The following is a 25,584-nucleotide window of genomic DNA, read 5'->3' on the forward strand; positions in this document are numbered from 1 at the left end:
CAGCCTTTTCAGCGCAAATTGGTTACCACTTGGCCTTGGTCTCGACCACGCGGCCTGCGATGTGCAGGCGGTTCAGGTCTTCGCCCTTGATGACCAGCTCCTTGTAAGCCGGGTTGAAGGGCTGCAGCACGACGCAGTTGCCCCGCTGCAGATACCGCTTGAGGGTGCCTTCGCCCTCGTCGCCGTAGATCAGGACGCCCAGGTCGCCGTTTTCCAGCGTATCCTGCCGGTGCACCAGAGCCAGATCGCCATCGTGGATGCGGGGCTCCATACTGTCGCCGCGCACCACAAGATAGAAGTAGCTGGAGGGGTCTTTGACGCGGGCATATTCCTTGCCGTAGTCCTCCTCATAGGCCAGCGCGCCGTAACCGGCCTTGACCGTGCCGATGACCGGGATCAGGCTGTACACATAGCTGCCGAAGAAGCGCTCCTCGGTCTGGCCCTCGCTGGCGGGGTCGAACAGGCCCAGCAGGTAGTCTGCGGTGGTATCCAGGATCTCGGCAAGCTTGGCCACCGTGGCAGGGTCCGGGGAGCTTTTCCCGCTCTCCCATTTGCCCACTGCCTGCTGGGTAACGCCCAAAAGTGACGCAAGTTCCGCCTGGCTCATATGCTTTTGCTTGCGGCATTGCCGTAACAGCTCCGGAAACGACATCGTTCAACACTCCTCTGTTCTCGTCCGTCGGGTTTGTTTCTTGCTGTTTTTATTATACAACAAAAGGCTGTGCAAGTAAAGAGAAAGTTTTGTTTTGGCTCGAAAAAAAGTTGTCGCAAAATCATTTTTGGTCTGCATCGTGGAGAAATTTTCAATTTGGGGTTGACAGAAGGCCGGAAATCTGGTAAATTAAATAGGCATTCGGTACGGCGTGTGCGGGTGCCCACGAGGAGAGATGTCCGAGTGGTTTAAGGAAGCAGTCTTGAAAACTGCCGTGCGGCAACGCACCGTGGGTTCGAATCCCACTCTCTCCGCCATTTTTTTGAATCAGTGTAACACACTTTGCTCTGGAGTAGTACTCAAGAGGCCGAAGAGGCGCCCCTGCTAAGGGCGTAGGTCGTCTAAACAACGGCGCGAGGGTTCAAATCCCTCCTACTCCGCCAAGAAAAAGCTCGATGATCCTTTGAGTTCATCGGGCTTTTTCCATTGTCGGGCACAAAAAAGCAGCCGCTCCGGGGCTTCCGGGGCGGCTGCTTTTTCATGCCAGGAGCAGATTCGTCACCAGCGCCAGCAGCGTCAGGTGCACGGGATAGAACCCGTAGAACGCCCATTTGGCCCACTGCGGGCAGCGGCCGCGCTCACCGTTGTAGAACCAGAGCAGCACGAACGCCAGCGGGGCGGTGACCTCCCACAGCATCAGCACGGCCCCAAGGATGCACTGTTTCTGCCGGGAGTTCCTCGTCAGGTACAGCGCCACGATGAGGGCCACCCCAATGGCCCCATAGTCTGTCCCCGCCAGCTGGGCCACCACTGCACAGCCCAGCGCCGCGAGACGGCCCATCCAGGCCGCATTGCCGTCGGCATCCTCGGATTTTTGCAGCATTGCCATGGCCAGCACGCCCAGCGCCAGCGTCCAGTACACGTTCTGATTGCCCCAATGGAACGGCGTCTTGAAGAAGGCCATGTCAAAGGGTACCTCGCTGAGAAGCCCAAACAGGAACAGCCGCCCGATGTACTTTTTCACATCATGGGTGTGGAGGAAGCCTTCCACGAGCAGAAAGCAGAAGATGGGAAAGGCCAGCCGCCCGATGAGCCGCAGCACCAGATCCAGTTGCACGATCTGCGGCGGCGTCCGGTATGCGACCCCATAGGTCGCCTCGATGCAGGAGGCCCCGATGTGGTCGATGAGCATGGTGATGCAGGCAGCGAGCTTGAGCGCCGTTCCGCTCAGGCCCGGCCGGGTCTGTGTCTGAAGTGTTTCCATTCAATTTCCCTCATTTCGATCGTTTGTACCGTGTCTTTTTTCGTTCTTTTGTTTTATACGATCTCTCTTCTCCAAATCCTGCATCCGATTTGACAAGATCCGCCTGCTGTGCCCAGAAATCGGCCCGAAAATGCTTGACAGAACGAGCCTGGAATAGTACAATCAAGAAGATAATTGAACTATCTCAAATCAAAGATGAAAAAGATTCACAGAGAATGAAGCGTCTCCGAACGAGAAAACGGAAGGAGGCATGGGATATGACGCTGTTTTCCTATGAAATTTTTGACGCAGTCGCGCGGCAGGGCAGCTTTAACAAAGCCGCCCAGCAGCTGCACCTGACCCCGTCTGCCATCAGCCACGCCATTGCGGTGATGGAGGCTGAGCTGGGCTTTACCTTATTCAACCGCGGCAAGAACGGCGTCACCATGACCAGCTACGGTGCCTCGCTCTATCCGTCCATCCGGGCCGTCCTGAACAGCGACGAGGCCCTGCAGCAGAGCATCGCACGGCTGAACGGTCTGGAGAAGGGCAAAGTGAAGCTGGGCGCTTTCAACTCCGTCTGTGCCGGGCTGCTGCCCGACATTCTCAAGGGCTTCATGGCCCAGTTCCCGCAGATCGAGGTCGAGGTCTATCAGGGCACCTACGACGACGTGAAGGAGTGGCTGCGCACCGGGCAGGTGGACATGGCCTTCCTCTCCAACAACTGCCGGGAGGAGTTCACCCTCACCGAGCTGTTCCGTGAGCCGCTGCTCTGCATCACCCCCATGGACTGGCCCGAACCGCCCCGCGGCGTGATGACGCCGGAGCTGATGAACGGTCAGAATTTCGTCGTCCAGTGGGATGCCACCGACGCCGAGATGCGCCAGTTCCTCAAGAAATATTCCATCGCCACCGAGCGCCGCTGCCACGTCATCGACGACCAGTCCAACATCGCGATGGTGGAAGCCGGTCTGGGCATCTCCATCATGCCCCGGATGCTGCTGCGCAAGTGCACGGCCGGGGTCAAGATCTACCCCATCCAGCCGGAAGAAGACCGTGTGGTCGGTCTGGCCGTTCAGCGGCCCACCGCCATGGCTCCGGCTGTGGAACAGATGTTCCGCCACATCGTCGAGTACTGCCAGCACCTCGACTGAATCTCATGATAACACACCGCGGGGCGGCTGCAAAATGCAGCTGCCCCGTTGATTTTTGATGCCGGGATGCGATATACTAGAAAAAACTGAGGAAGGGGACGACATCGTATGAAGCGACGGGATTTTTGCAAGGCGCTGGGGCTTTCGGCCGTCGGCGGGCTGCTGCTCCCGGCTGGCTCTGCCGCTGCGGCGCAGCCGGTGGGCCATGCCGTGCCGGACGGCACCTATCCGCTGCCGTTTCTCAGCATCCTGAGCAATCTGGATATCACCCACGATTTCTACTACTCCGAGAGCCTGTTCGACCACCCGGCCACCGAGTATGACCACCAGCTGGCCTTCGTGACGCTGGGCATGGTCATGGCCGCGTTCACTGCGGCCGTCAGCATCCCGCAGTACTGGGTCAACGGCTCTGTGGGCCGCGAGGCGAATCTCGCCGCCGCCTATGAGCTGCTGGGCTTCGGGGATGCCCGTTTCTACAACTACGACATCGACACCGGCAAGGCCGGGGATTTCGTGGGCTACTCGCTGGCCCGGAAGCGCTACATCCACAACGGCAAAACGCGCACCCTCGTGGCCCTGATGCTGCGGGGCGGCGGCTATGGCGGCGAGTGGGCCAGCAACGTCCACACCGGCTCCACCAGCGCCCACTACGGCTTCACGACGCCAGTGGCCGCCGTCTTTGCCTCCCTCAAGGCCTATCTGGCGCAGATCGCACAGGAGGGAGACCCCGGAGAGCTCAAGCTCTGGATCGGCGGCTACAGCCGCGGGGCCATCATCGCGAACCTCCTTGCCGCCAAGGCGCTGAACGCCCTGCCGCAGCTGGAAAAGGCCAACTGCTTCGTCTACACCTTTGCCACCCCTGCGGCCCTGACTGCCGCCGACCAGCCGGACATGCAGCTGGATTTCGACAACAACCACAAGGCCGACGGCTCGCTGCGCGTCACCTGGGGTGAGAGCAACATCTTCAACATCCTTTCCAGCGGCGACCTCGTCACCCGCGTACTTCCTTCCGACTGGGGCTACCACCGCAACGGCAACGACCGCTTCCTGCCCGCCACCCGGAACCGGACCGAGCTGGCCGACCTCGACGCTCTGGGCGCTTCCTACGGGCCGGTGCCGCTGGAGATCAGCAGCCTTGCCACCGCCGAGGACGCCACTGCCGTCATCCGCGCGGTCGAGAACTTCTGCGGCAGCAAGGAGATCTTCCACGAAAAGTTCGAACCCGCCATCATGGACATGCTGCAATGCGCCTTCATCCGCACCGAGGACGAGGCGCTCTACGGCAAGATCCTGTCCGACGAGGAGATCGTCCTCCGGCTGCAGAGCCTTTCCAACATGCACCAGTTCGATTTCTGGACCATCGCCCGCAGCGTCTGGGCCGCCTCCAGAATGAGCCGCCCCATCCTGGAGCGGTTCGGCCAGAACGTGCCCCTGCTGGCCCAGCAGATCATCATCCCCGTGCTGGCCGTCGGCCTGTGCTACGGCATCGAGTCCAACATCGTCCGGATCATGGCGCAGTACATCGTCAAGCTCGTCTCGATGCGGGGCGAACTGGACAGCGTCCTCCGCGCCGCCTACTGCCACGAGGGCGAGAACTATCTGGCCCTGATGGAATACTACACCCCCGAAGAACACGGCATGGTGCCCTTCACCCGCATCTGAACCCAGCAAAAAGCGCCTGTCAGCATCTGCCGACAGGCGCTTTGCATTTGCAGTTCTTCTTACAGCATCTCGTGGGCCGTCTTGCAGATGGTGGCGGCATCGAGGCCGTACAGCTTCAGCAGATCCCAGGCCGGGCCAGAGCAGCCGAACTTGTCCTGTACGCCGACGCGGCGGACAGGGGTGGGGCACTTCTCGCTCAGGACGGCGCAGACGGCCTCGCCCAGACCTCCGATGACGCTGTGCTCCTCGGCGGTGATGACCTTGCCGCACTCCTTTGCCGCCTGGATGACGATCTCCTCATCCAGCGGCTTGATGGTGTGGATGTTGATGACGCGGGCGTGGATGCCCTCAGCGGCCAGCTGCTCTGCCGCCAGGCGGGCTTCGTTGACCATCAGGCCGGTGGCGATGATGGCGATGTCGTTGCCCTCGGTGAGCTGCTCGCCCTTGCCCAGCTCGAAGTGGTAGTTGGCCTCATCGTGGAAGACGGGCACTGCCAGACGGCCGAAGCGCAGGTAGACCGGGCCCTGCATCGCATACGCGGCGCGGACGGCTGCGCGGGCCTCGACGTCATCGGCGGGGCAGATGACGGTCATGCCGGGCAGGCTGCGCATCAGGGCGAAATCCTCGCAGCACTGGTGGGAAGCGCCGTCCTCACCGACGGAGATGCCGCCGTGGGTCGCGCCGATCTTAACGTTCAGACGGGGGTAGGCGATGGAGTTGCGGATCTGCTCAAAGGCACGGCCCGCAGCGAACATGGCAAAGCTGGAAACGAACGGGGTATAGCCCATGGTGGCCAGGCCTGCAGCCACACCCATCATGTTGCCCTCGGCAATGCCGCAGTCAAAGTGGCGGTCCGGATATGCCTTGCGGAACATACCGGTCTTGGTGGCGGCGGCCAGGTCGGCGTCCAGCACCACGATGTCGTCGTGACCCTCTGCAGCCAGCTCCTTCAGGGTGTTGCCGTAGCTGTCACGGGTCGCAATCTTCTTCACATCTGCCATCTTACTTTTCCTCCTCTTCCAGCGCGGCGTAGGCTGCGGTCAGTTCCTTCATGGCGATCTCATATTCCTCGTCATTGGGGCCCTTGCCGTGCCAGTCAACGGCGTTCTCCATAAAGGAGACGCCCTTGCCCTTGATGGTATCCAGCAGGATGCAGGTGGGCTTCTCGCTCTCTGCGTGGAAGGCTGCAATGGCCTTCTCGATCTGGTCGTAGTCGTGGCCGTCGATGGTCAGGACATTGAAGTTGAAGGCGCGGAGCTTATCTTCCAGCGGCTCGCTGCTCATGACGTTCTCGGTGGGGCCGTCGATCTGCAGGCGGTTGCGGTCCAGGAAGACGCAGAGGTTGGACAGGCCGTAGTGTGCGGCAAACATAAAGGCTTCCCAGCACTCGCCCTCTTCGACCTCGCCGTCGCCCACGATGGCATAGACGTTCAGGGCCTTGCCTGCGTGTTTGGCACCCAGTGCCATGCCGGCGGCGGCAGAGATGCCCTGGCCCAGGCTGCCGGTGGACATATCCACGCCCGGCACACTGTTCATATTGGGGTGGCCCTGCAGGTAGCTGCCGATCTTGCGCAAAGTCTTGAGGTCTTCCACCGGGAAGAAGCCGCGCTCGGCCAGCGCTGCATACAGGCCGGGGGCTGCGTGGCCCTTGGAGAGCACCAGACGGTCACGGTCCGGGTCCTTCGGAGCCTTCGGATCGACGTTCATCTCTACAAAATAGAGGTAGGACAGCACTTCGGCGATGTCCAGGCTGCCGCCCGGATGGCCGCACTTGGCGCTGTGCGTGCCCTCGATCACGCCCATGCGGATGTGGCAGGCGTGCTTTGCCAGGGTGAGTTTTTCTGCATTTGTCATGATGGTCCTCCCGTATGAACCTCAGCGTTTGCATCGGAATGTCTGCGCAGCGGGCTGTTGCGCCCCAATACGCTATTTTTCAAGTATATATTATCTATTCTATGTAAAAACGTCAAGGTTCTTTCGTCAAAATGTACATCAATTAGCAAAAATTCGCTCAATCGCTTCCGTTTTTGTGAAAATTGCAAGGCTTTCTTCCAGCTTGACAGCGTTCGCCGCATCTGCTATAATTTTCACAATTCCGGCACGAAGCCGGGCACCGGGCCGAAGCCCGGCTTCATTTTTTCATTGCAGATTGTTGAACGGACACCATGAAGGGGTCTGCCTTTGGCGAGGAATGCCGGGGCAGGCCCCTTTTTTGTCTGCCCAGAGGAGGAACCATTCATGAACACCAAGACCCACTCTCCCGCACGGGATCTCGTTCTGGCCGCGCTGTTTCTGGCGCTGGCCTTCGTCCTGCCCATGATCACCGGCCATGTGCCCCAGGTCGGCAACATGCTCTGCCCCATGCACTTTCCGGTGCTGTTGGCCGGCTTTGTGCTGGGCGGCCCCTGGGGCCTGGCCCTGGGCTTTCTCGCGCCGCTGCTGCGCTCGGTGCTGTTCGGGATGCCCCCGCTGTACCCCATCGCCATCGCCATGGCCTTTGAGCTGGCCACCTACGGCGCTGTGGCAGGCTGGATGTACAAAAAAGTCCGGCACACGCTGCCCATGATGTATGCCGCCCTCGTCACCGCCATGGTGGCGGGCCGTCTGGTCTGGGGTGCCGTGCGGTTCGTGCTGGCGGGTCTGTCCGGCTCGGCCTTCCCGTTCTCGGCGTTCCTGTCCGGTGCGCTGCTCACCGCCATCCCCGGCATCATTGCCCAGCTCATCCTCATCCCGCTCATCCTGACCGCCCTGCAAAAGGCAAACTTCATCGACTGACCCATTCCCGGACGCAAAAAGGGGAGCCCCTGCAAGCCAGATGGCTGCGGGGGCTCCCCTTTGTTCTATCATCAAAGCGTTTTGCTTTTTTATCTGCTCAAAAGTTCGTGTTCCACTTTCCCACAGGAACCAGAACTTTTCATTAGCCAGCGTAGAAATCGATGCCAGCGTTGACGGAGCAAACCTCGCCGATGATCTGAGCGATCTTCTTCAGAACCTTCATAATTTTCATCTCCTTTCCCTCTTGGAATGGCCATATTATGCCATCCATTTATGAAGAAAGGCAGAACGAACTATGAACATTCCATGAATTTATGGTTGCATTTTTTACGTTTTTTCGTTCATTGTTTCCCGTTCACAAAAGGTTTTTCCTCTGCGCGAAACTTCTTGTATACATTGACGAGCACATGACCGTTCCATTATTCTGGAGCTAAAAAGCCTGCGATCCGTCCCAGACCCATGCAGCAAAAACGGCCTCCCCGCCAGAACAGCAGGGAGGCCGATGTGCGTTTTCGTTTTACTCTTTTCCGCCCAGGAACTCCGGCAGGGGCTTGCCCGCCTTGCTCCACTGGTGATACTCGGCGGTGGCGGCGAACTCGACGTCACCGGCAGAGTTCAGGGCCGTTTCCACGGAGTCCTGCACGACGCCGATGATGAAGCCGACGCCGACGACCTGCATGGCGATGTCGTTCGAGATGCCGAACAGGGAACAGGCCATGGGGATGAGCAGCAGGGAGCCGCCCGCCACACCGGAGGCACCGCAGGCACCCAGTGCCGACATGACCGACAGCAGGATGGCCGCAGGCAGAGAGACCTGCAGGCCCAGCGTATTGGCCGCAGCCAGCGTCATGATGGTGATGGTGATGGCCGCGCCGTCCATGTTGATGGTCGCGCCCAGCGGGATGGAGACGGAATACATATCCTTGTCCAGGCCCAGCTTCTCGCACAGGGCCATGTTGACGGGGATGTTCGCGGCCGAGCTGCGGGTGAAGAAGGCCGTCAGGCCGGATTCACGCAGGCAACGGAAGACCAGTGGATACGGATTGCAGTGCAGATACAGGAAGATGATGAACGGCGAGACCACCAATGCCATGAAGAGCATGGTGCCGACCAGCAGGGCCAGCAGTCTGCCGTACTGGGTGAAGATGGACAGGCCGTTGTTCACCACGTTGGTATACACCAGACCCATGATGCCGAAGGGGGCCAGGTTGATGATCCAGCGGACGATCTGGGACACCGCGTCGGCGGTGTTGGCCAGGAAGACCTTGGTGCTCTCCGCACCGTATTTCTTCATTGCCAGACCGAACAGGCAGGCCCAGAACAGGATGCCGATGTAGTTGCCGTTCAGCAGGGCGCTGATGGGGTTTGCCACAAAGTTGGTCAGCAGGGTGCTCAGCACCTCGCCAAGTCCCTGCGGCACCACTTCCGACTCCGCAGCCTCTGCCAGAACGATGGTCTGCGGAAACAGAAAGCTCGTGACGACCGCAATGGCTGCCGCCAGAAAGGTGGTCAGCATATACAGCCAGATGACCGTACCGAACCGGCGGTCCAATTTGGAGGTGCCCTGTGCCAGTGCACTTGCCACGATGACGAAGACCAGCACCGGGGCAATGCCCTTCAGCGCACCGACGAACAGGTTGCCGAACTCTTCCACCCAGCCTGCACCGGGCACCACCAGCGCCAGCACCACGCCGACGAGCAGGCCCACCAGAATGCGCAGGATGAGGCTGGCGGCATTGTATTTTGCCACGAGAGCCTTCAGCGTTTTCATATTCAAACACTCCTCTTTCCATTTGTTGTGCGTCCACTGCGCACAGATTTTCCCATTCCTCTACACGGAACATGTGTAATTATAGTCTCTGACTCCCGAAAAGTCAACGATTTCGCCCACTTTTTTCGGCTTTTCATCTATCCATCTCCAAACACGAAGTTTTTTATTGTCCTTGCATAAAATACAATTCAACAAAAAAAGACCTCCTCCCGTCTGTTTCCAGGTGGGAGGAGGTCCGTTTTTTTCACAGTTCAGCCGAGATACTGCACCTTGCCGGGGACGAAGCCCTGGATGCCGAGGCCGGGCGCATCCGAGACGGTGATGTTCTTTTCGTCAAAGACGGCACCGCCGAGGATGTGGTCTTCGCTGCACAGCACCGGGCCGTCGAGGTCGATCCGGGTGATGATCTTTTTGGCGCAGGCCAGCTCCACGGCAGCATTGACCGAGATCTTTGCTTCCAGCATACAGCCGATCATGCACTCGACACCGTACACCTCTGCCGCCGCCGCGATCCGCAGCGCGTTGGTGATGCCGCCGCACTTCATCAGCTTGATGTTCACGAGGTCGGCCGCGCCGGTCTGCATGATCTTCAGGGCATCCGCCGGGCTGAACACGCTCTCGTCGGCCAGCACCGGGACATCTGCGTGGCGGGTGACGTACTGCATCCCCTCCAGGTCTGCCGCCGGGACGGGCTGCTCCACGAACTCGATGTCCAGCCCCTTGTCCTGCATCTGGTTCAGGATGCGGACGGCCTGCTTGGCGTTCCAGGCCTGGTTCGCATCAATGCGGATGCAGACCTCTCTGCCCACCGCCTCGCGGACTGCGGCCAGCCGGGCCACATCCAGTTCCGGGTCGATGCCGACCTTGACCTTCAGGCAGTCGTACCCGCGGGCGATGGCGGTGCGGGCATCCCGCGCCATCTCCTCCGGCGGGTTCACGCTGATGGTGATGTCGGTGACGATGTTCTTCCGGGCACCGCCCAGCATCCGGTAGACCGGGGCGTTGTACTTCTGGCCCAGCAGGTCCCACAGTGCCATATCCACCGCAGCCTTTGCGCTGGTGTTGTGGACGAGGGCCTTCTGCACGGCAGCGGTCAGGTCCTCGAACTCGTCGATGTCATGGCCGAGGATGGCCGGGGCGATGTGGTCCTGAATGGCCCCGATGATGGCCCCGGCCGTGTCGCCGGTGATGACGCCGGTGGGCGGTGCCTCACCGTAGCCCACGGCACCGGTGTCGGTGTGGAGCTCCACGATGACGTCCTCGACGCTGTTGACGGTGCGCAGTGCCGTTTTGAACGGCACCCGCAGCGGGGTGGAAATGCGGCCCAGCCGCACCTGCGTGATCTTCATACGCCCATCCTCCTTATTCCAACGGCAGGTTGGCCAGTTTGACCACAGCCTGCGCGATGATCTGTGCGTTCTGCACCAGACGGTCCAGGTCGATAAACTCGTCCGGCTGATGTTCCGTCACCGGGTCGCCGTCGAAGAGGGGGCCGAAGGCCACCGTGTTCGGCAGGACTTTGGCATAGGTGCCGCCGCCGATGCACTTGGGGGCAGACCGGTCGCCGGTGGCGTCGCGGTAGACGCCCAGCAGCGCCTGCACGAGCGGGGTCTGCTCCGGGTAATAGAGCTTCTGTTTATGGACGGACCGGTCCAGCGCCCAGCCGGCGGCCTCGAAGGCGGCCTTGACGACGGGGGCGCAGTCGTCCACCGTTTTGGTGACGGGGTAGCGGTAGTTCAGCTTGACCCAGAGGTGCGTCTCGTCGCCCTCGATGAGGCCCAGATTGCAGCTCATGGGGCCGGAGAGGTCGTCTTCCAGCCGGTGGCCCAGCAGCCGTTCGCCGTAGGGGTCCATGCCCAGCGTTTCTGCCAGGAAGGCCACGGCCTTCCTGGCGTCGCCTTCCAGCGGGAGCTGTTCCAGATAGAGCGCCAGCCGCCCGATGGCATTCTGCCCCTGTTCGGGGTGGCTGCCGTGGGCCGAAACGCCGTCGGCTTCCACCTTCCAGCCGCCGGGGATGGCGGTGCAGGTGATGTGCGCAGCCGCCGGAAGGGAAGCCCCCGCCGGGGCAGTCAGCTCGGCGCAGGCGTAGTCCGGCACCACATTGCCGGCCACGCCGCCCCGGACCGAGACCAGCTTCCAGGCCCCGGTCTGGTGCAGCTGCACCGCATAGCTCTCGTTCAGGATGCCCTTTTCGCCGTTGATGAGCGGGTATTCGCCATCGGGCGTAAAACCCAGCACCGGGATCTCGCCGCCGTGGTCGCGGTAATAGAAGACATCCCGGTCGTTGGTCTCCTCGTTCAGGCCGAAGAGCAGACGCACCCGGCGCCGGAGCGGGATGTTCAGATCCCGGATGGCCTTCAGCGCAAACAGGCTGGCCACCACCGGGCCTTTGTCGTCGATGGCCCCCCGGCCAAAGAACCGGCCGTCCACGATCTCGGCCCCATAGGGCGGATGATGCCAGCCCTCGCCTTCGGGCACGACGTCCAGATGGCCCAGCACGGCCACCATCTCGTCGCCGGAACCGATCTCGCACCAGCCGATGTAGCGGTCAAGGTCGGTCGTCTCGAACCCCAGCTCACGGCAGAGGGTCAGCGCCTCCGTAAAGCAGGCGTCCACATCTGCACCGAAGGGCTTGCCGGGCAGCTCCGGCCCTTCCACACTCTTCTTCCGCACCAGCCGCTGCAAAGCGGCGGTCATCTCCGGCCGCAGGGCGGCAACGGCTTCGTTCAGCGCTTCGTTCATCGTGCCATCCCCTCCCGCGACAGGCGCTGGTAGGCGATGCGGGGCGTTCCATCGGCCACATGGATGATGCCGCAGCGGGTGAAGCCGTTCTTTTCCAGCAGGTGCTGCATGATCTTGTTGTCCGCGTGGGTATCGGCCCGCAGGCTCTCGCAGTGCTCCAGACACCAGTTGATGACATCGGTCGCCACGCCGGGGCGCTTGCCCGCCGAGGCCAGCCGGTGGATGGTGCCATAGGGCAGCGCATCGTTCAGCCACTGGCCGTCTTCGATCTTCGCATAGGTCGGGTCCGGGCCGAGGACGAAGGCGAACACGGCCTCCATCTCACCGTTGTGCAGATACACGAACAGGCGGTTGGTGTCGATGTCCTCTTCGATCAGGTCCTGCGGGGGAAAGCTCGTCCCCCACTGGGTCGGGTTGCCGCTGGCGGCCATTTCCTGCCGGGCGCGGGCATAAATTTGCATGATAGCGTCCAGATCAGAGCGTCTCGCTCCACGAAACATGTTCATTCACCCTCTCTTGCGATGCGCAGAAACCGACGCATCCAGTCTATTGGTCTCATTTTATCACAATCCGGGCCGAAATTCCAGTTTTGACCGGACACAAAACGGCCCCCTCCGCCAAAAAGCGGAGAGGGCCGCAGGAAAGGGACCCGCACATCACGCATGGGGGCGGCGCTGGCGGGCATTGCGGTACTCGCGGGGGCTCTGGCCGTAGCGCTCGTGGAACAGGCGGTAGAAGTAGCTCGTGTTCTCGTAGCCCACCTGGGTGATGATCTGCTGGATGTTCAAATCGCTGCGGCGCAGCAGGCGGGCCGCCGTCTCCATCCGGTGCTTCTGAAGCAGTTCCTTGTAGGTCTTGCCGGTCTGTGTGCGGACGCACTCGCTGACATAGGCCAGCGAAACGCCATAGGTGCGCGCTACGTTGGAAAGGCTTGCTTCACGGTAGTTCTGGGTGATCTCCTGTAAGGCCGCCTGGACCAGCGCTTCCCGGCTGACAGTCTCGCCGCGCGCTTCCAGCGGAAATTTCTGCATCTGTTTCATAAGAATCTGGTCCTCCGTTGCGGCGCGGCGGGCGAGGGGACAAAAGGGGGATGCCGGACGCCCGCCGCTGCCAGTTCCATGGGCTTTCTGGGAAGCCCTTCTGACCATAATACGGTCGTACCTGGCAAAAGATTGCAGCAGTTCCCTAAAATTTTGAGCAGGCCAAAACTTTCACAATTTTACACCAAAAAAGCCGCCGCCCGGCACAGGCGGCAGCTTTTCCGGAAACGTGAGGAAAACACGAGATCTTCCGGGAGAAACTCAGAACATATTCTCGTTGTGGTAGCGTCCGGTGCGGACGAACTCCACCCACTCGGCCACGTTGACGGCGTGGTCGCCGATGCGCTCCAGATACTTGATGACCATCAGCAGGTCGAGCGCGGCGTCCACCTTGGCGGGGTCGGCGGCGATCTCCTCAGCGAGGGTGTGCTTGATGGCGTTGAAGTCATAGTCCACCTCGTCATCGGCGGCAATGACCTTCTGGGCGGCAGGCTCATCCTCCCCGGCCAGGGCGGCGAAGGCGTCCAGGATCATCTTGTGGGCTTTCTGGCCCATCCGGATGGCCTGACTGACTGCCGGGTCGCCGTTCCTGCGGACGGTGACGAGGTGGGGGATGATTTCCGCGATGTCGGCGGCATGGTCGCCCATACGCTCGATGTCGGTAACGACCTTTATGGCCGTGGAGATGCGGCGCAGGTCGCCCGCCACCGGCTGCTGGCGGAGCAGCAGGGTCATGCAGCGATGCTCGATGTCCCGCTCCATGTTGTTGATCCGGCCATCGCCCTTGACGATGGCGGCAGCGGCCGCGGCGTCAGCGGTGCAGAGGGCCTCCAGCGCGGCCTCCACCGCGTCGGCGGAGTTCTGGCCCATCTCGACCAGCGCCGCCTTCAGGGCGGTAAGGTCGGCCTCGTATTGTGTGCGAACTGTCATACTGTGACCTCCCTCATCAGCCGAACCGGCCGGAAATGTAATCTTCGGTGCGCTTGTCCTGCGGGGTGCTGAAGATCTGCGCCGTGGGGCCGGTCTCCACCAGCTCGCCCAGCAGGAAGAATGCGGTGCGGTCGCTGATGCGGGCCGCCTGCTGCATGTTGTGGGTGACGATGACCACGGTGTAGTCCTTTTTCAGCTCGCTCATCAGCTCTTCGACCTTCATCGTGGAGCCGGGATCGAGGGCGCTGGTGGGCTCATCCATCAGCAGCACTTCGGGCTTGACGGCCAGAGCGCGTGCGATGCACAGGCGCTGCTGCTGGCCGCCGGAAAGGCCCAGAGCGCTCTTCTTCAGGCGATCCTTGACCTCGTTCCAGAGGGCAGCGCCCTTCAGGGAGCTTTCCACCAGCTCGTCAAGCTCGGCTTTGTTGTGCACACCGTGGAGCTTGGGGCCGTAGGTGATGTTATCGTAGATGCTCATGGGGAAGGGGTTGGCCTTCTGGAACACCATGCCCACCCGGCGGCGCAGCTCGGTGAGCTGCATCTCGCGGGCGAAGATATCCTGCCCCCGCAGCCGGACATCGCCCTCGATGCGGACGCCGGGGACCAGGTCGTTCATCCGGTTCAGTGTTTTCAGAAAGGTGGACTTGCCGCAGCCGGACGGGCCGATGAGGGCGGTGATCTCGCGCTCGCCCACATCCAGCGAAATATCCTTCAGTGCCTTGAAATCACCGTACCAGAGGTTGAGGTCCTTAGCGGTGATGATGGGAGCAGTCTCTGTCATAGACAAAATCCTCGTATTTGATCGGAAACGACCCTCTCAGTCTCGCTGCGCTCGCCAGCTCTCCCAAAGGGAGAGCTTTTGTGCTGCATTGACAGGCACTTCTGAACCTCGCCCTTCGGGAGAGGTGTCAGTGCGGAAGCACTGACGGAGAGGGTTCTTTTTCCCTTTTATTGTTTCTGTTTCAACTTGGTCCTGGCCAGGCGGGCAGCCAGGTTGATGACCAGCACCAACACCAGCAGCACCGCGCCGATGGCCCAGGCGGAATCGAAGTCGCCGTCCTCAAAGGCCCGCAGATAGAGCAGGACCGAGAGGGTCGCACCGTTGGAGGTGTAGGCCTTTGCAACGCCCTTGGCGATGACCTCGGCAGCACCGGCGGTGAAGAGCAGCGCGGCGCTTTCGCCCACGATGCGGCCCACGGCCAGGATGCAGCCGGTCACGATGCCGTCGATGCTGCAGGGCAGCACGATGGTGCGGATGATGTGCCACTTGCCCGCGCCCAGACCCATGGCCCCATCGCGGTAGCCCTGGGGCACCGTCTTCAGGGATTCCTGGGTGGTGCGGATGATGGTGGGCAGGTTCATGATGACCAGCGTCAGGCAGCCGGAGAGCAGGCAGGTCTGGAAGCCCAGCGCCTGGGCGAAGACCAGCATCCCTACCAGACCATAGATGATGCTGGGGATGCCCGCCAGCGTCTCGTTGGTGAACTCGATGACCTCGATGATGCGGCGGTTGGTGGCGTACTCAGTCAGGTAGACCGCAGCCCCAACGCCCAGCGGCAGCACGATGAACAACGTCAGCACGATGACATACAGCGTGTTGAGGATGGCCGGCAGGATGCCGTCCGTCCCCTTGAGGACGCTGGCCGTGGTGGTCAGGAACTTCCAGCTGATGTGGGGCAGGCCACGCACCAGCACCATCCCGATGATGCCCGCCACCAGCGCCATGACCAGAATGGCAGCGGCCCAGACAGCGGCGGTGAAGAAGCGGTTCCAGGCCCTGCGGGCCGGGGAGAACTCAGCGTTCATCGCGGTCTCCTCCCTTCAGCACAACATTCAGCACCACATTGATGAGCATGATGAAGACGAACAGCACCAGCGCGATGCTGAACAGTGCCTGCTTCTGCAGGCCGCTGGCGTAGCTCATCTCCTTGGCAATGGCGGTGGTCAGGAAGGTGACACTCCGGAACAGGCTGTCCGGCATATTGGGGCTGTTGCCCGCCACCATCATCACCGCCATGGCCTCGCCGATGGCGCGGCCGATGCCCAGCACGATGCCGGCGGCGATGCCGCTCTTCGCGGCGGGGACACTGATCTTGAACCAGGTCTCGGTGTCGGTGGCACCCAGCGCCAGACTGCCCTGCTCATACTCCGGCGGGACGGCGTTCAGCGCTGTGACCGACACGGACACGATGCTGGGCAGGATCATGATGGCCAGCACCACGATGGCGCTCAGCAGGCAGGCACCGGATGCCTTGCCAAAGGCCCTGGCCACTGCGGGGACGAGCGCCTGCATCCCCAGCAGGCCGAACACAACGCTGGGGATTCCGCTCAGCAGCTCGATGGCCGTGACGACCACCGTGCGCACACGGGGCCCGGCGGCCTTCGAGAGGAACACCGCTGTCAGCAGGCCCACCGGCACACCGATGAGGGTCGCACCCAGTGTGCCGTACACGCTGGACAGGATGAAGGGCAGGATGCCGTACTTCGGGTCTGCGGCCGTGGAGGCCCACTCGGTGCCGAACAGGAAGCGGAACAGGCCGATCTTCCGGATGGCAGGCACGCCCGAAGCAATCATGTACGCCGAGATGAGCACCACGCAGCCCACTGCCAGGATGCCGCAGAGGAAGAAAAGGAAATTCATCACAGCTTCCAGCCACTCGGCGGGGGTGCGGGGCAGCTCGATCTTTTTCCGAAGCGAAGGGTTTTGTTTCATACTCGATCACTCATTCACAGGCACTGCACCGGCGGTACGGATGAGGTCCGCAGCATCGGCGCTGGTGGCGAAGTCGAAGAAGGCCTGCGCCTGCTCGGACAGGGTGACGGACTTGTTGGTGACGAAGACGAAGGGACGCTGGACCTCATAGCTGCCGTCCTTGACGGTCTCCTCGCTGCAGGCCACACCGCCGACCGTGACCATCTTCACAGTCTCGCCGACGGCAGACAGGGAAGCGTAGCCGATGGCCAGCGGGTTGGCCTCGACGGCGCTGATGACAGCGCCGGTCGCGGTCAGCTCCTGTGCATACTTGCAGGAGTCCTTGACATCCACGATGCTCTCGAAGCCGTCGCGGGTGCCGGAACCAGCCTCACGGCCGATCAGAACGATCTCGCCGTCGTCGCCGCCGACCTCAGACCAGTTGGTGATCTCGCCGGTGAACATCTGCTTGAGCTGATCGACGGTCAGGTCCTCGACCTTGCTGGCCTTGTTCACGATGATGGCGATGCCGTCCAGTGCGATGACGGTGCCGTCCACATCGTTCTTCTCGTCGTCCTTCAGGGCGCGGGAGGACAGGCCGATGTCCAGGGTCTTATCGGTCGCACCGGTGATGCCGGCACCGGAACCGGTGGGGTCATAGCTGACCGTGACGCCCGGCTCCACCTCCGCGAAGCCTTCGGTCAGGGCGGCGATGACGTTCTTCATGGAAGTGGAACCGCCGGTGGCCACATTGCCGGACAGGCTGCCGGAAGCAGTGGAAGCGGCCGAAGAGGCCGTGGATGCAGCGGCGGAAGAAGCCGCAGTGGAAGAAGCGGAACCGCCGCAGGCGGTCAGGGCAGCAGCAGCGGCTGCGGCACCACAAACAGCAAGGAACGAACGGCGCGTGATTTTTTTCATAAGGTTTTCCTCCATAACCATATCCGGGTCGTATTTTCCCGGTTCTTTTTTCCTTTTTGTGTTTTCCCTTGGAACGCCTTTATTGTACCGCCGTCCTTCTGCTGCTGCGACCACGCGCGGGAAAAATCGAAGTAAATTGTTTGCACAGGCTTTTCCTGCTTTGTAAAATTCCGGCTCTTCCGGTGTGAAAATCGTTGCGCCGGATTTTACAGTTCCGCGCCAACTGCCAAAAATGCCCCGCTCTGCTTGTGCAGACTACACAATCAAAAAAGCCGGAGCTGTGCGGCTCGCACAGCTCCGGCTTGGAGGGGTTTGCTCTGGCGCTCAGATGCCCAGCATCAGGGAAGCTTCCTTGGCTGCGATCTTGCAGCACAGGTAGGTCTTGGCGTCCTGCGGGTTCGGATAGAACAGCACCTGCACGTAATTAAACTTCGACACGCCGCTGCCCTTGCCGCACAGATGGCCCTTTGCGTACTGGCCGCGGTTCAGGGTGCGGGTATCCAGAGCGTTCAGCTTAGAGTTCTTGTTCAGAATGGCCATGGTGTCGGAGTTGATGTCCAGTTCCTCCGAGCCGTTCACCCGCAGCTTGAAGCTGCCGCCGGTGGGGTTCAGCGGGATCCCGGCCGCGCTGCCGTTGTTGATGAGCACTTCCGGCACCAGATAGAAGGTGCCGTCCGAATAGCTTGCGTAAGCCAGAGACCGCACGGTCATCTTGATGCCCTTCAGCTCAGCGGTATCGTTCAAGCCGTTGGCGTTGCCCACCATCTCGCCGCCTTCGCAGCCGCCCAGCAGGCCCACAGCGGCCACAGCCAGCGTTGCTGCGCCCACACTCTTCAAAAATCCACGACGGGTCAGTTCCATCTTCGGTTCCTCCTTATCCAATCTTTTCGACCGTTTTGGTCAGCGTGCCAAAATTCAGGGTATACACAGCCGTCTGGCCTGAAAGCTTGACGGTCAGTTTCAGGTCTACCGCGCCGCTGTTGACCTGCTGGTACAGGTCGGCGTCTTCGATGATGAAGCTTGGGGTGCACTCGGTCGGCACCCGCATCGGCAGAGTGGCGAACTCCGTCTTGGAGTTGCCCGCTTTCAGCTCCGTCTCCCCGGCATACAGCGAGGGGAACATGCTCCGGATGAAGGGCATCGCGGCGGCACCGGCGTCGTTGTTGGTCACAAAGACCGACAGCTTGACGGTCGCGCTGCCATCCCCGTTTTTGCCCAGTACGGAGCGCTTCAGGTCCAGATCCACCTTATAGTCGCCCAGGATCACCGCCGTGGACGGCTCTGCTCCGGCATCTGTGCTGCATCCGGTCAGGCCCATGGCCGAGACGGCCAACGCCGCAGCGGCGGCACCCTTCAAAAATCCGCGGCGGGAAAATATTTGTTCCATATCTTGTTTCCTCCTTGCCCGGTCTTGTCCATTTTCAGTCGTTTGTCAAGTTAAGCATACCATATTGTTCCAGCCTGTCAAGCGTCTTTTTTTCAGAAAAAGCCGCCCACCCCTGCAAGGTGCAGGGGCAGGCGGCACAGTTTGAATGCAAACTTTGGTCAGAACCGGGCTTCGGCCCCATCCGGGCGGTAGAATGTGACGTGTTTTTTCCACTGCGGATCGCCCATCGTGCGGCGGTAGCAGTCAGCCAGCCCCTGCACGGTGGTCTCCGCATCCGGGGTGGTCCGGCCGCAGGGCAGCACCAGCACCCGGAACCAGGCATCGAAGAGATGCTCCGTCCAGCCCACATCCACAGCCCCGCACCGGGCGTAGAAGCCCAGACGGCGGACGGCCATGGCCTCGTCCTCGGCCTTTTCGGGGCACTCGGCCTCAATGAGGATGGCCTGACAGCCGTTTTCGTGGCCGGGCAGCTCTGCCAGCAATGCCGCGCCCAGACCGGAGGCCCGGTACCGGGGCAGGACCGCAAAGTAGTCCAGCTGGCTCATGGTGCAGCCCACGGGGCGCACCATCAGCAGATAGGCGGCCAGTGCATCGCCGTCGTAGATGCCCCAGGTGTGGGCGGTCCCGGCGGCTTCGCTGTTCAGGATCATGCTCAGGGGCTTGAGCTCGCTCTGGGGAAAATCGCGGCGCATCTCGTCGAGGTACACCTTCGTCAGCTCTTCAGCGGTCAGCAGCCGCCAGGTCAGGGTCACGGGATTCATAGGATGCGGGTTCCTTTCTGGACGACAGCCTGAATGTTGAGCGCTTCGTCGGCCAGAATGACGTTGCCGTATCGTCCGGCGCTCAGGCTGCCGTAGTCGTTGTCGATGCCAATGCTCCGGGCGGGGTTTTCGCTGGCGGCGCGGACGGCGCTCTCCAGCGGGACGCCCATCTCCAGCACAGCCCGCTTCATGCAGTCGTACAGGCAGGTCGCGCTTCCGGCGATGGTGCCGGGCTGTTCGGTCAGCGTGGCGCGCGGGCCCTTGACCGTGACCGCCTGTCCTCCCAGGCTGTACTGCCCATCGGGCAGGCCGCAGGCCATCATGCTGTCGGCGATGAGGACGACGTGGTCGTCGCCGAAGGTGCGGAAGGTGAAGCGGACCATGGCCGGGTGGATGTGGACATTGTCGGTGATGAGCTCGACTTCTGCGCCGCGCTCCAGCGCCGCAATGATGGGGCCGGGCTCGCGGTGGGTGATGCCGGGCATGGCATTGTAGAGGTGGGTCATGTGGGTGGCACCGGCGTCAAAAGCCGCGCAGGCGGTATCGTAGCTGGTGCAGGTGTGGGCGATGGAGATGCGGACCTCCCCGCGGCACTCCCGGATGAACTCCAGCGCACCCGGCTCTTCGGGGGCCACATCCACCAGCTTGATGAGGCCGTTCGCGCGCTTCTGCAAGCGGCGGAACATTCCCACATCGGCAGGATGGAGGTATTCCGGGTTCTGTGCGCCGACCTTCTTCGGGCTGATGAAGGGGCCTTCCATGTTGATGCCGACAAGGTCTGCACCCTTGCCGTTCCGGTGGGCCGCAGCCGCATCCATGACGCCGTTCAGGATCTCTTCCGAGAAGGTCATGGTCGCGGGGCAGATGGCCAGCACACCCTTGCTGGCTTCAAAGTCGGCCAGCGTCTGGATGGCCTCTTCCGTTCCATCGCAGAAGTCCTTGCCCATGGCACCGTGGAAATGGATGTCCACAAGGCCGGGCAGAGCATAAGCACCCTTGGCATCCAGAACTTCTTCGCCCGCTTCCGGCTGCGCAAAGGGCACGATGCGCCCCTCCCGGATGAACAGGTCCCCCTCCTCGAACGTGTGGCGGGGGGTATAGATCTTTGCATGTTTGATGATCATAGTACAACACCTCAAGCCTGTCCGTCTCGCCTGCGGCCCGTCCGTTCTCCCGCCAGGGGAGCCTTTGGCGTATTCCGCAGGCTGTATCCGACTGCCAAGGCCTCTCCTACCAGGAGAGGTGGCAATGCGAAGCATTGACGGAGAGGTTTTTTCCTTACAGCAGGCTCAGTGCCTCTTCGTCAGCCACCAGGATGCAGTCGGGGTGCATCTGCAGGATGGAACCCGGACACTCCGGGGTGACGGGGCCGGACACGACGGCCTTGACGGCCTTGGCCTTGGCCAGACCGTTGGCCACCACCAGCACCTTGCGGGCCTGCATGATGGTCTTGATGCCCATGGTGTAGGCCTGCTTGGGCACGAGGTCCTCGTTGCCGTCAAAGAAGCGCTTGTTGGCCTCGATGGTGGCAGCGGTCAGGTCCACGCAGTGGGTCTCCAGCTCAAAGGCTTCGCCCGGCTCGTTGAAGCCGATGTGGCCGTTGGGGCCAAGGCCCAGCAGCTGCAGGTCGATGCCGCCCACGCTGTGGATGATCTCGTTGTACTTTGCGCAGGCGTCTGCTGCATCGGGGTTGGTGCCGTCGGGCAGGTGGATGGCCTCCGGGCGGATGTTCACATGGTCAAACAGGTTCTTGTGCATGAAGCTCCAGTAGCTCTCCGGATGCTCCTTGGGCAGGCCGCGGTACTCGTCCAGGTTGACGGTGGTGACCTCCGAGAAGTCCACATCGCCCTTGTTGTACCACTCCACCAGCTGGGCATACGCGCCCACAGGGGTGCCGCCGGTGGCCAGGCCCAGCACACAGTTCGGCTTCATGATGACCTGCGCGGAGATGATGTTTGCCGCCTTGCGGGACATATCCTTGTAATCCTTTGCACGAATGATCTTCATAGTGGAAACCTCCTGATTTTTTCTCGTTGTCTTCAGTATAGCACAGTCGCAGTGCTCAAAAAACGGTTTTGTGTGAACAAAAAAGGGGCCGCCGAAGATGGGCGTAAACGCCCGCCCTCAGCGGCCCTTCGGGAATGGATGCAGAATCAACCAGTCTCCTGCATAAAATTACGGTTCAGGATGCGATCACAGCATCTTCTTCAGCTCGTCGTACACGAACTGGACCTTGGTGCCGATGATGACCTGGCAGGTAGTCTTGTCAGGACGGATGACACCGGCTGCGCCTGCTGCCTTGACAGCCTTTTCATCGACCTGCGTGTAGTCCTTGATGGTGAAACGCAGGCGGGTAGCGCAGTAGTCCACGCTGGAGACGTTTGCCTTGCCGCCGATGGCCTTCAGCACACCAGAAGCAACTTCGGTGTAGTTGTTGTTGGCCAGGGTGATCTTCTTTTCGGCCTCTTCAGCGTCCTCGTCCTCACGGCCGGGGGTCTTCAGGTCGAACTTGGTGATGGCAAAGTAGAACACCAGATAGAACACGACGAAAGCAGCGATGCCCAGAGGAATGATCATCCAAGTCTTAGCAGCTGCGGGCAGGGATGCGGAGAAGACCAGGTCGGTCGCACCGGCAGAGAAGCAGAAGCCAGCACGGAAGCCGGAGTAGTAGGTGATGACAGTGAAGATGCCGTACAGAGCAGAGTACACAATGTACAGCGGGAAGCACAGGAACATGAAGCCGAACTCGAACGGCTCGGTGACGCCGCAGACGAAAGCGCAGATCGCAGCGGACAGAACCAGACCGATGGCAGCCTTCTTGTTCTTCGCGGTCTTGACCATTGCCAGAGCAGCACCGGCGATACCGAACATCATGCAGGGGAAGAAGCCGGACATGTACATGCCGAGGCTCCAGCCCACATCTGCAGAGGTCTCACCAGCCCAGAAGTGGGACAGGTCGCCCAGGCCGATGGTATCGAACCAGAACACGTTGTTCAGAGCGTGGTGCAGGCCGGTGGGGATCAGCAGACGGTTCAGGAAGGCGTAGATGCCAGCGCCGATGCCGCTCATGCCTGCGATGCCCTTGCCCAGAGCGACCAGCGCGCCGAAGATGACGGGCCAGACGAACAGCAGAACAACAGAGACCACAATGGAGATCAGGCCGGTGGCAATTGCAACGAAGCGCTTGCCGGAGAAGAAAGCCAGCCAGTCAGGCATCTGGGTGTTCTTGAACTTGTTGTAGCAGGTCGCGCCCACCACAGCGGCCAGAATGCCGATGAACGAGTTGCCAGCGACCTTCTGGAAAGCAATGTAGGTAGCGGTGCCCTCTTCGAGGGTGCGGACTGCACCGACGACGGCGGGGCTCAGCAGCTGCTGCATCATCAGGAAGCTGACGAGGCCAGCCAGACCAGCGGTACCATCGTGGTCATCTGCCAGACCGACTGCTGCACCGATTGCAAACAGCCAAGCCATGTTGTCGATCAGAGCGCCGCCTGCCTTGACCAGCAGGAAGCCAACGGTGTAAGCTGCACCGGAAGTTGCTGCACCGGGCACACCCATAACGCCCGGAGCAAAGGCATAGCCAAGACCCATCAGGATGCCGCAGATCGGCAGGACCGCGACGGGAAGCATCAGTGCCTTGCCCAGTTTCTGGAGATGTTTCATCATAAGACACATTCCTCCTTAAAGAATGTTGTTGTTATGGAGGCCCCTGGTTGCAGGCTGTCCATAATTGCGTAACAATATCTTAACACATGTTAAGAAAAAAAGAAAGGGGGTTTTCGCCATTTTCTTTGCGAATGATACAAAAATCCTTGATTTTGCATTTTTCAGTCAAAAGTTTTTGGGGTTTTTGATGGGATACAAGTTTCCTCTTTGAAAATAATTTTCTTGTTTGTGAATTTTCTATATTCTGCTGCCTCTGCCGCGCACTTCTTGCACCGGGGCGGCGTCTATGTTACTATATAGGTATTCCCGAACCGTGCACAACATCCCGAAGGAGGTTTTATCAATGGAATGGACCGACATCCGCCTGACCGTGGCCAAAGCCGACGCTGACAACGCCGAGGCCGTCGCCACGATGATCGCCGAAGGCGGCATCTATATCGAAGACTACAGCGACATCGAACAGCAGGTGGCCGAGATCGCACACGTAGACCTCATCGAGCAGGAGCTGCTGGACAAGCCCCGCGACCAGGTCATCATCCACCTGTATCTGGAGCCGGGCGCTTCGCCGGTGGAGACGCTGGCCCTCATCGCCGCCCGGATGGAGGCGGCAGGCATCGCCTACACCGTCGAGACCGAGGGCGTGGAGCAGGAGGACTGGCAGAACGGCTGGCGCAAATACTATCACCCCATGGAGATCGGCCAGCGGCTCGCCGTCGTGCCTTCCTGGCAGGAATATGACACCGACCGCGTCAAGCTCATCCTCGACCCCGGTCTGGCCTTCGGCACCGGCGGCCACGAGACCACCAGCCTCTGCCTGGAAGCGCTGGACGAGCGGGTGAAGGGCGGCGAGCGGGTGCTGGACATCGGCACCGGCTCCGGCATCCTCGCCATCGCCGCCCTCAAGCTGGGCGCGGCCTCTGCCGAGGGTGTGGACATCGACCCTGTGGCCGTCCGCACCGCCGGGGAAAACGCCGCACTGAACGGCGTGGCCGACCAGCTCACCGTTCTGGTGGGCGACCTGTCCGACAAGGCCAGCGGCACGTATGACATCATCACCGCCAACATCGTCGCCAACGCCATCCTGTCTCTGGCCCCCGCCGTCCCCGGCCTGATGGCCGAGGATGCCGTTTTCATCGCCAGCGGCATCATCGACAGCCGGAAGGATGAGGTCATCGCCGGGCTGGAAGCCGCCGGTCTCGCCGTGCAGGAAGTCAAGGAAAAGCGCGGCTGGGAGTGCATCGTCTGCCGCAAAAAATAACTGCTCAGGCGCTTTGCACCAGCTCTCCTTACAGGAGAGTCCTTGGCAGTCGGATACAGTTTGTATAAGCTGAGCAAGTTCAGGATAGGAGCCACTATGCCGCACCGCTATTTTACCACTGAGATCGCCGACGGCACCGCCACCCTGCGGGGTGCGGACGCCCACCACCTCGCCCGCGTGATGCGGGGCAAGCTGGGCGACACCGTCATCCTCTGCGATGGCAACGCCGTCGAATACACCGCCGTCATCACCGGCTTCGGCCCGGAGACCGTAGAGTTCTCGGTGGAGCCGGGCTACCCCAGCGCCGCCGAACCCAGCGTGGAAGTGACCCTCTTTGCAGGCTATCCCAAGCAGGACAAGCTGGAACAGGTCATCCGCCACGGCGTCGAGCTGGGCTGCGCGCATTTCGTCCCCTTCTTCAGCCGCTACTGCGTAGCAGCCCCCAAGAAAGAGGAGCAGAAGAACGAGCGCTACAACCGCATCGCCTTCGAGGCCGCCAAGCAGTGCGGCCGGGGCATCCTGCCGGATGTGGCCTTGCCGCTGCCCAACTTCGGCGCGGTCTGCCGCAGTCTGGAAGGGTACGACCTCGTGCTCTTCTGCTACGAGTGCGGCGGTGCCCCGCTGCGGGAGCTGCTGGCCGATGTCCGCCCCGCCGACGGCAAAAAGCCGAAGATCGCCGTCATCACCGGTGCCGAGGGCGGCTTTGCCGCCGAGGAAGCCGAGATGGCCGCCCAGGCCGGTGCTAAAACAGTCGGCCTCGGCCCCCGCATCCTCCGCTGCGAGACGGCCCCTCTGGCCGTTCTCTCCGCCGTCATGACCCTGACGGGGAATTTGGAATAAGCGTTTTACAAAACAGGAGGGACAGCCCGCAAGCTGTCCCTCCTGTTTTGTTTATAATTGGTCTGCGAATGCGAACGCCTTTTGAATTGCAAA

At 61.3% G+C, this 25,584-nt stretch carries 25 protein-coding genes and 2 tRNA genes; 7 read left to right on the top strand and 20 right to left on the bottom strand.

The features are described from left to right. Positions 1-22: 22 nt before the first annotated feature. Positions 23-652: an XRE family transcriptional regulator gene (locus tag DWY95_RS12405; protein WP_097791754.1), complete on the bottom strand. Its 630-nt coding sequence runs from the start codon at positions 650-652 to the stop codon at positions 23-25. A gap of 229 nt (positions 653-881) precedes the next feature. Here DWY95_RS12405 and DWY95_RS12410 point away from each other — a divergent pair. Continuing rightward, positions 882-969, top strand: a tRNA-Ser gene (locus DWY95_RS12410). Between the two features lie 32 nt (positions 970-1,001). After that, a tRNA-Ser gene (locus tag DWY95_RS12415) sits at positions 1,002-1,095 on the top strand. Positions 1,096-1,190: 95 nt separating this feature from the next. Here DWY95_RS12415 and DWY95_RS12420 read toward each other — a convergent pair. Continuing rightward, positions 1,191-1,916 carry a TraX family protein gene (locus DWY95_RS12420; protein WP_118553728.1) on the bottom strand — a complete coding sequence of 242 codons (726 nt, stop codon included), beginning with the start codon at positions 1,914-1,916 and terminating at the stop codon, positions 1,191-1,193. 257 nt (positions 1,917-2,173) lie between these two features. On the opposite strand from DWY95_RS12420, the gene DWY95_RS12425 reads away from it, so the two are divergent. Together DWY95_RS12425 and DWY95_RS12430 are read left to right on the top strand one after the other, a co-directional pair. After that, the gene (locus tag DWY95_RS12425) at positions 2,174-3,049 is read left to right on the top strand and encodes a LysR family transcriptional regulator (RefSeq protein WP_097791752.1); all 876 of its coding nucleotides are present in this window, start codon (positions 2,174-2,176) and stop codon (positions 3,047-3,049) included. A 108-nt stretch (positions 3,050-3,157) separates the two neighbouring features. After that, positions 3,158-4,711 (top strand): lipase, encoded by a 1,554-nt coding sequence (locus DWY95_RS12430; protein ID WP_118553729.1) that lies wholly within the window; start codon positions 3,158-3,160, stop codon positions 4,709-4,711. 59 nt (positions 4,712-4,770) lie between these two features. On the opposite strand, the gene DWY95_RS12435 is transcribed toward DWY95_RS12430, so the two are convergent. Continuing rightward, the gene (locus DWY95_RS12435; RefSeq protein ID WP_097791750.1) at positions 4,771-5,712 is read right to left on the bottom strand and encodes a transketolase family protein; all 942 of its coding nucleotides are present in this window, start codon (positions 5,710-5,712) and stop codon (positions 4,771-4,773) included. Between the two features lies 1 nt (position 5,713). Beyond that, positions 5,714-6,565, bottom strand: a complete 852-nt coding sequence (locus tag DWY95_RS12440; protein ID WP_097791749.1) for a transketolase — start codon at positions 6,563-6,565, stop codon at positions 5,714-5,716. 384 nt (positions 6,566-6,949) lie between these two features. Between DWY95_RS12440 and DWY95_RS12445 the strand changes: the two genes are divergently transcribed. Further along, the gene (locus DWY95_RS12445; RefSeq protein WP_097791747.1) at positions 6,950-7,486 is read left to right on the top strand and encodes an ECF transporter S component; all 537 of its coding nucleotides are present in this window, start codon (positions 6,950-6,952) and stop codon (positions 7,484-7,486) included. Between the two features lie 517 nt (positions 7,487-8,003). On the opposite strand, the gene sstT is transcribed toward DWY95_RS12445, so the two are convergent. From sstT to DWY95_RS12525, 16 genes are all read right to left on the bottom strand, one after another. Then, complete coding sequence (sstT, locus tag DWY95_RS12450) at positions 8,004-9,248, bottom strand: serine/threonine transporter SstT (RefSeq protein WP_199665512.1); 1,245 nt, start codon at positions 9,246-9,248, stop codon at positions 8,004-8,006. Positions 9,249-9,508: 260 nt separating this feature from the next. Next, positions 9,509-10,606, bottom strand: a complete 1,098-nt coding sequence (locus DWY95_RS12455) for a dipeptide epimerase (RefSeq protein ID WP_097791745.1) — start codon at positions 10,604-10,606, stop codon at positions 9,509-9,511. Between the two features lie 13 nt (positions 10,607-10,619). Next, positions 10,620-11,999: a Sapep family Mn(2+)-dependent dipeptidase gene (locus DWY95_RS12460; protein WP_199665511.1), complete on the bottom strand. Its 1,380-nt coding sequence runs from the start codon at positions 11,997-11,999 to the stop codon at positions 10,620-10,622. Beyond that, entirely contained in the window at positions 11,996-12,505 is a 510-nt protein-coding gene (locus DWY95_RS12465; protein WP_337995348.1) for a GNAT family protein, read from the bottom strand. The genes DWY95_RS12460 and DWY95_RS12465 overlap by 4 nt, the downstream gene beginning before the upstream one ends. Before the next feature lie 150 nt (positions 12,506-12,655). After that, positions 12,656-13,039, bottom strand: a complete 384-nt coding sequence (locus DWY95_RS12470; protein WP_097791744.1) for a helix-turn-helix transcriptional regulator — start codon at positions 13,037-13,039, stop codon at positions 12,656-12,658. Positions 13,040-13,300: 261 nt separating this feature from the next. Beyond that, the gene (gene phoU / locus DWY95_RS12475) at positions 13,301-13,969 is read right to left on the bottom strand and encodes a phosphate signaling complex protein PhoU (RefSeq protein ID WP_118553731.1); all 669 of its coding nucleotides are present in this window, start codon (positions 13,967-13,969) and stop codon (positions 13,301-13,303) included. A 16-nt stretch (positions 13,970-13,985) separates the two neighbouring features. After that, the gene (pstB, locus tag DWY95_RS12480) at positions 13,986-14,750 is read right to left on the bottom strand and encodes a phosphate ABC transporter ATP-binding protein PstB (protein WP_118553732.1); all 765 of its coding nucleotides are present in this window, start codon (positions 14,748-14,750) and stop codon (positions 13,986-13,988) included. Positions 14,751-14,917: 167 nt separating this feature from the next. Then, positions 14,918-15,775 carry a phosphate ABC transporter permease PstA gene (gene pstA / locus DWY95_RS12485; protein ID WP_118553733.1) on the bottom strand — a complete coding sequence of 286 codons (858 nt, stop codon included), beginning with the start codon at positions 15,773-15,775 and terminating at the stop codon, positions 14,918-14,920. After that, complete coding sequence (gene pstC, locus DWY95_RS12490) at positions 15,765-16,682, bottom strand: phosphate ABC transporter permease subunit PstC (protein WP_118553734.1); 918 nt, start codon at positions 16,680-16,682, stop codon at positions 15,765-15,767. Before pstC ends, pstA begins: the two co-directional genes overlap by 11 nt. A 6-nt stretch (positions 16,683-16,688) precedes the next feature. Continuing rightward, positions 16,689-17,579, bottom strand: a complete 891-nt coding sequence (locus DWY95_RS12495) for a phosphate ABC transporter substrate-binding protein (RefSeq protein ID WP_118553735.1) — start codon at positions 17,577-17,579, stop codon at positions 16,689-16,691. 324 nt (positions 17,580-17,903) lie between these two features. Beyond that, positions 17,904-18,440: a twin-arginine translocation signal domain-containing protein gene (locus DWY95_RS12500; RefSeq protein ID WP_118553736.1), complete on the bottom strand. Its 537-nt coding sequence runs from the start codon at positions 18,438-18,440 to the stop codon at positions 17,904-17,906. A gap of 13 nt (positions 18,441-18,453) precedes the next feature. Further along, positions 18,454-18,966 carry a twin-arginine translocation signal domain-containing protein gene (locus DWY95_RS12505; protein WP_118553737.1) on the bottom strand — a complete coding sequence of 171 codons (513 nt, stop codon included), beginning with the start codon at positions 18,964-18,966 and terminating at the stop codon, positions 18,454-18,456. A 158-nt stretch (positions 18,967-19,124) separates the two neighbouring features. Further along, positions 19,125-19,727 carry a GNAT family N-acetyltransferase gene (locus DWY95_RS12510; RefSeq protein WP_118553738.1) on the bottom strand — a complete coding sequence of 201 codons (603 nt, stop codon included), beginning with the start codon at positions 19,725-19,727 and terminating at the stop codon, positions 19,125-19,127. Further along, entirely contained in the window at positions 19,724-20,851 is a 1,128-nt protein-coding gene (gene nagA, locus DWY95_RS12515; protein ID WP_118553739.1) for an N-acetylglucosamine-6-phosphate deacetylase, read from the bottom strand. Before nagA ends, DWY95_RS12510 begins: the two co-directional genes overlap by 4 nt. A gap of 154 nt (positions 20,852-21,005) precedes the next feature. Then, positions 21,006-21,734 carry a glucosamine-6-phosphate deaminase gene (gene nagB, locus DWY95_RS12520; RefSeq protein WP_118553740.1) on the bottom strand — a complete coding sequence of 243 codons (729 nt, stop codon included), beginning with the start codon at positions 21,732-21,734 and terminating at the stop codon, positions 21,006-21,008. 186 nt (positions 21,735-21,920) lie between these two features. Then, a complete protein-coding gene (locus tag DWY95_RS12525) occupies positions 21,921-23,393 on the bottom strand; it encodes a PTS transporter subunit EIIC (protein ID WP_118553741.1) in 1,473 nt (490 codons plus the stop codon). A gap of 343 nt (positions 23,394-23,736) precedes the next feature. On the opposite strand from DWY95_RS12525, the gene prmA reads away from it, so the two are divergent. Together prmA and DWY95_RS12535 are read left to right on the top strand one after the other, a co-directional pair. Beyond that, positions 23,737-24,651, top strand: coding sequence for a 50S ribosomal protein L11 methyltransferase (gene prmA, locus DWY95_RS12530; protein WP_118553742.1), 915 nt, complete (start codon positions 23,737-23,739; stop codon positions 24,649-24,651). A 96-nt stretch (positions 24,652-24,747) separates the two neighbouring features. Then, the gene (locus DWY95_RS12535) at positions 24,748-25,491 is read left to right on the top strand and encodes an RsmE family RNA methyltransferase (protein ID WP_097791732.1); all 744 of its coding nucleotides are present in this window, start codon (positions 24,748-24,750) and stop codon (positions 25,489-25,491) included. Positions 25,492-25,584 lie beyond the last annotated feature (93 nt).

This window comes from Faecalibacterium sp. AF28-13AC (assembly GCF_003478405.1).
GTDB lineage: Bacteria > Bacillota > Clostridia > Oscillospirales > Ruminococcaceae > Faecalibacterium > Faecalibacterium prausnitzii_E.

Excerpts from the sequence above, each read along its gene's own strand:
- DWY95_RS12430 (WP_118553729.1), top strand. The coding sequence starts at position 3,158 with ATGAAGCGACGGGATTTTTGCAAGGCGCTGGGGCTTTCGGCCGTCGGC.
- DWY95_RS12420 (WP_118553728.1), bottom strand. The coding sequence starts at position 1,916 with ATGGAAACACTTCAGACACAGACCCGGCCGGGCCTGAGCGGAACGGCG.
- nagB (WP_118553740.1), bottom strand. The coding sequence starts at position 21,734 with ATGAAGATCATTCGTGCAAAGGATTACAAGGATATGTCCCGCAAGGCG.
- DWY95_RS12470 (WP_097791744.1), bottom strand. The coding sequence starts at position 13,039 with ATGAAACAGATGCAGAAATTTCCGCTGGAAGCGCGCGGCGAGACTGTC.
- DWY95_RS12500 (WP_118553736.1), bottom strand. The coding sequence starts at position 18,440 with ATGGAACTGACCCGTCGTGGATTTTTGAAGAGTGTGGGCGCAGCAACG.
- DWY95_RS12525 (WP_118553741.1), bottom strand. The coding sequence starts at position 23,393 with ATGATGAAACATCTCCAGAAACTGGGCAAGGCACTGATGCTTCCCGTC.
- DWY95_RS12445 (WP_097791747.1), top strand. The coding sequence starts at position 6,950 with ATGAACACCAAGACCCACTCTCCCGCACGGGATCTCGTTCTGGCCGCG.
- pstA (WP_118553733.1), bottom strand. The coding sequence starts at position 15,775 with ATGAACGCTGAGTTCTCCCCGGCCCGCAGGGCCTGGAACCGCTTCTTC.
- nagA (WP_118553739.1), bottom strand. The coding sequence starts at position 20,851 with ATGATCATCAAACATGCAAAGATCTATACCCCCCGCCACACGTTCGAG.
- pstB (WP_118553732.1), bottom strand. The coding sequence starts at position 14,750 with ATGACAGAGACTGCTCCCATCATCACCGCTAAGGACCTCAACCTCTGG.
- DWY95_RS12455 (WP_097791745.1), bottom strand. The coding sequence starts at position 10,606 with ATGAAGATCACGCAGGTGCGGCTGGGCCGCATTTCCACCCCGCTGCGG.
- DWY95_RS12460 (WP_199665511.1), bottom strand. The coding sequence starts at position 11,999 with ATGAACGAAGCGCTGAACGAAGCCGTTGCCGCCCTGCGGCCGGAGATG.
- DWY95_RS12510 (WP_118553738.1), bottom strand. The coding sequence starts at position 19,727 with ATGAATCCCGTGACCCTGACCTGGCGGCTGCTGACCGCTGAAGAGCTG.
- DWY95_RS12440 (WP_097791749.1), bottom strand. The coding sequence starts at position 6,565 with ATGACAAATGCAGAAAAACTCACCCTGGCAAAGCACGCCTGCCACATC.
- DWY95_RS12405 (WP_097791754.1), bottom strand. The coding sequence starts at position 652 with ATGTCGTTTCCGGAGCTGTTACGGCAATGCCGCAAGCAAAAGCATATG.
- DWY95_RS12465 (WP_337995348.1), bottom strand. The coding sequence starts at position 12,505 with ATGAACATGTTTCGTGGAGCGAGACGCTCTGATCTGGACGCTATCATG.
- DWY95_RS12535 (WP_097791732.1), top strand. The coding sequence starts at position 24,748 with ATGCCGCACCGCTATTTTACCACTGAGATCGCCGACGGCACCGCCACC.
- DWY95_RS12435 (WP_097791750.1), bottom strand. The coding sequence starts at position 5,712 with ATGGCAGATGTGAAGAAGATTGCGACCCGTGACAGCTACGGCAACACC.
- prmA (WP_118553742.1), top strand. The coding sequence starts at position 23,737 with ATGGAATGGACCGACATCCGCCTGACCGTGGCCAAAGCCGACGCTGAC.
- DWY95_RS12495 (WP_118553735.1), bottom strand. The coding sequence starts at position 17,579 with ATGAAAAAAATCACGCGCCGTTCGTTCCTTGCTGTTTGTGGTGCCGCA.
- DWY95_RS12425 (WP_097791752.1), top strand. The coding sequence starts at position 2,174 with ATGACGCTGTTTTCCTATGAAATTTTTGACGCAGTCGCGCGGCAGGGC.
- phoU (WP_118553731.1), bottom strand. The coding sequence starts at position 13,969 with ATGACAGTTCGCACACAATACGAGGCCGACCTTACCGCCCTGAAGGCG.
- DWY95_RS12505 (WP_118553737.1), bottom strand. The coding sequence starts at position 18,966 with ATGGAACAAATATTTTCCCGCCGCGGATTTTTGAAGGGTGCCGCCGCT.
- pstC (WP_118553734.1), bottom strand. The coding sequence starts at position 16,682 with ATGAAACAAAACCCTTCGCTTCGGAAAAAGATCGAGCTGCCCCGCACC.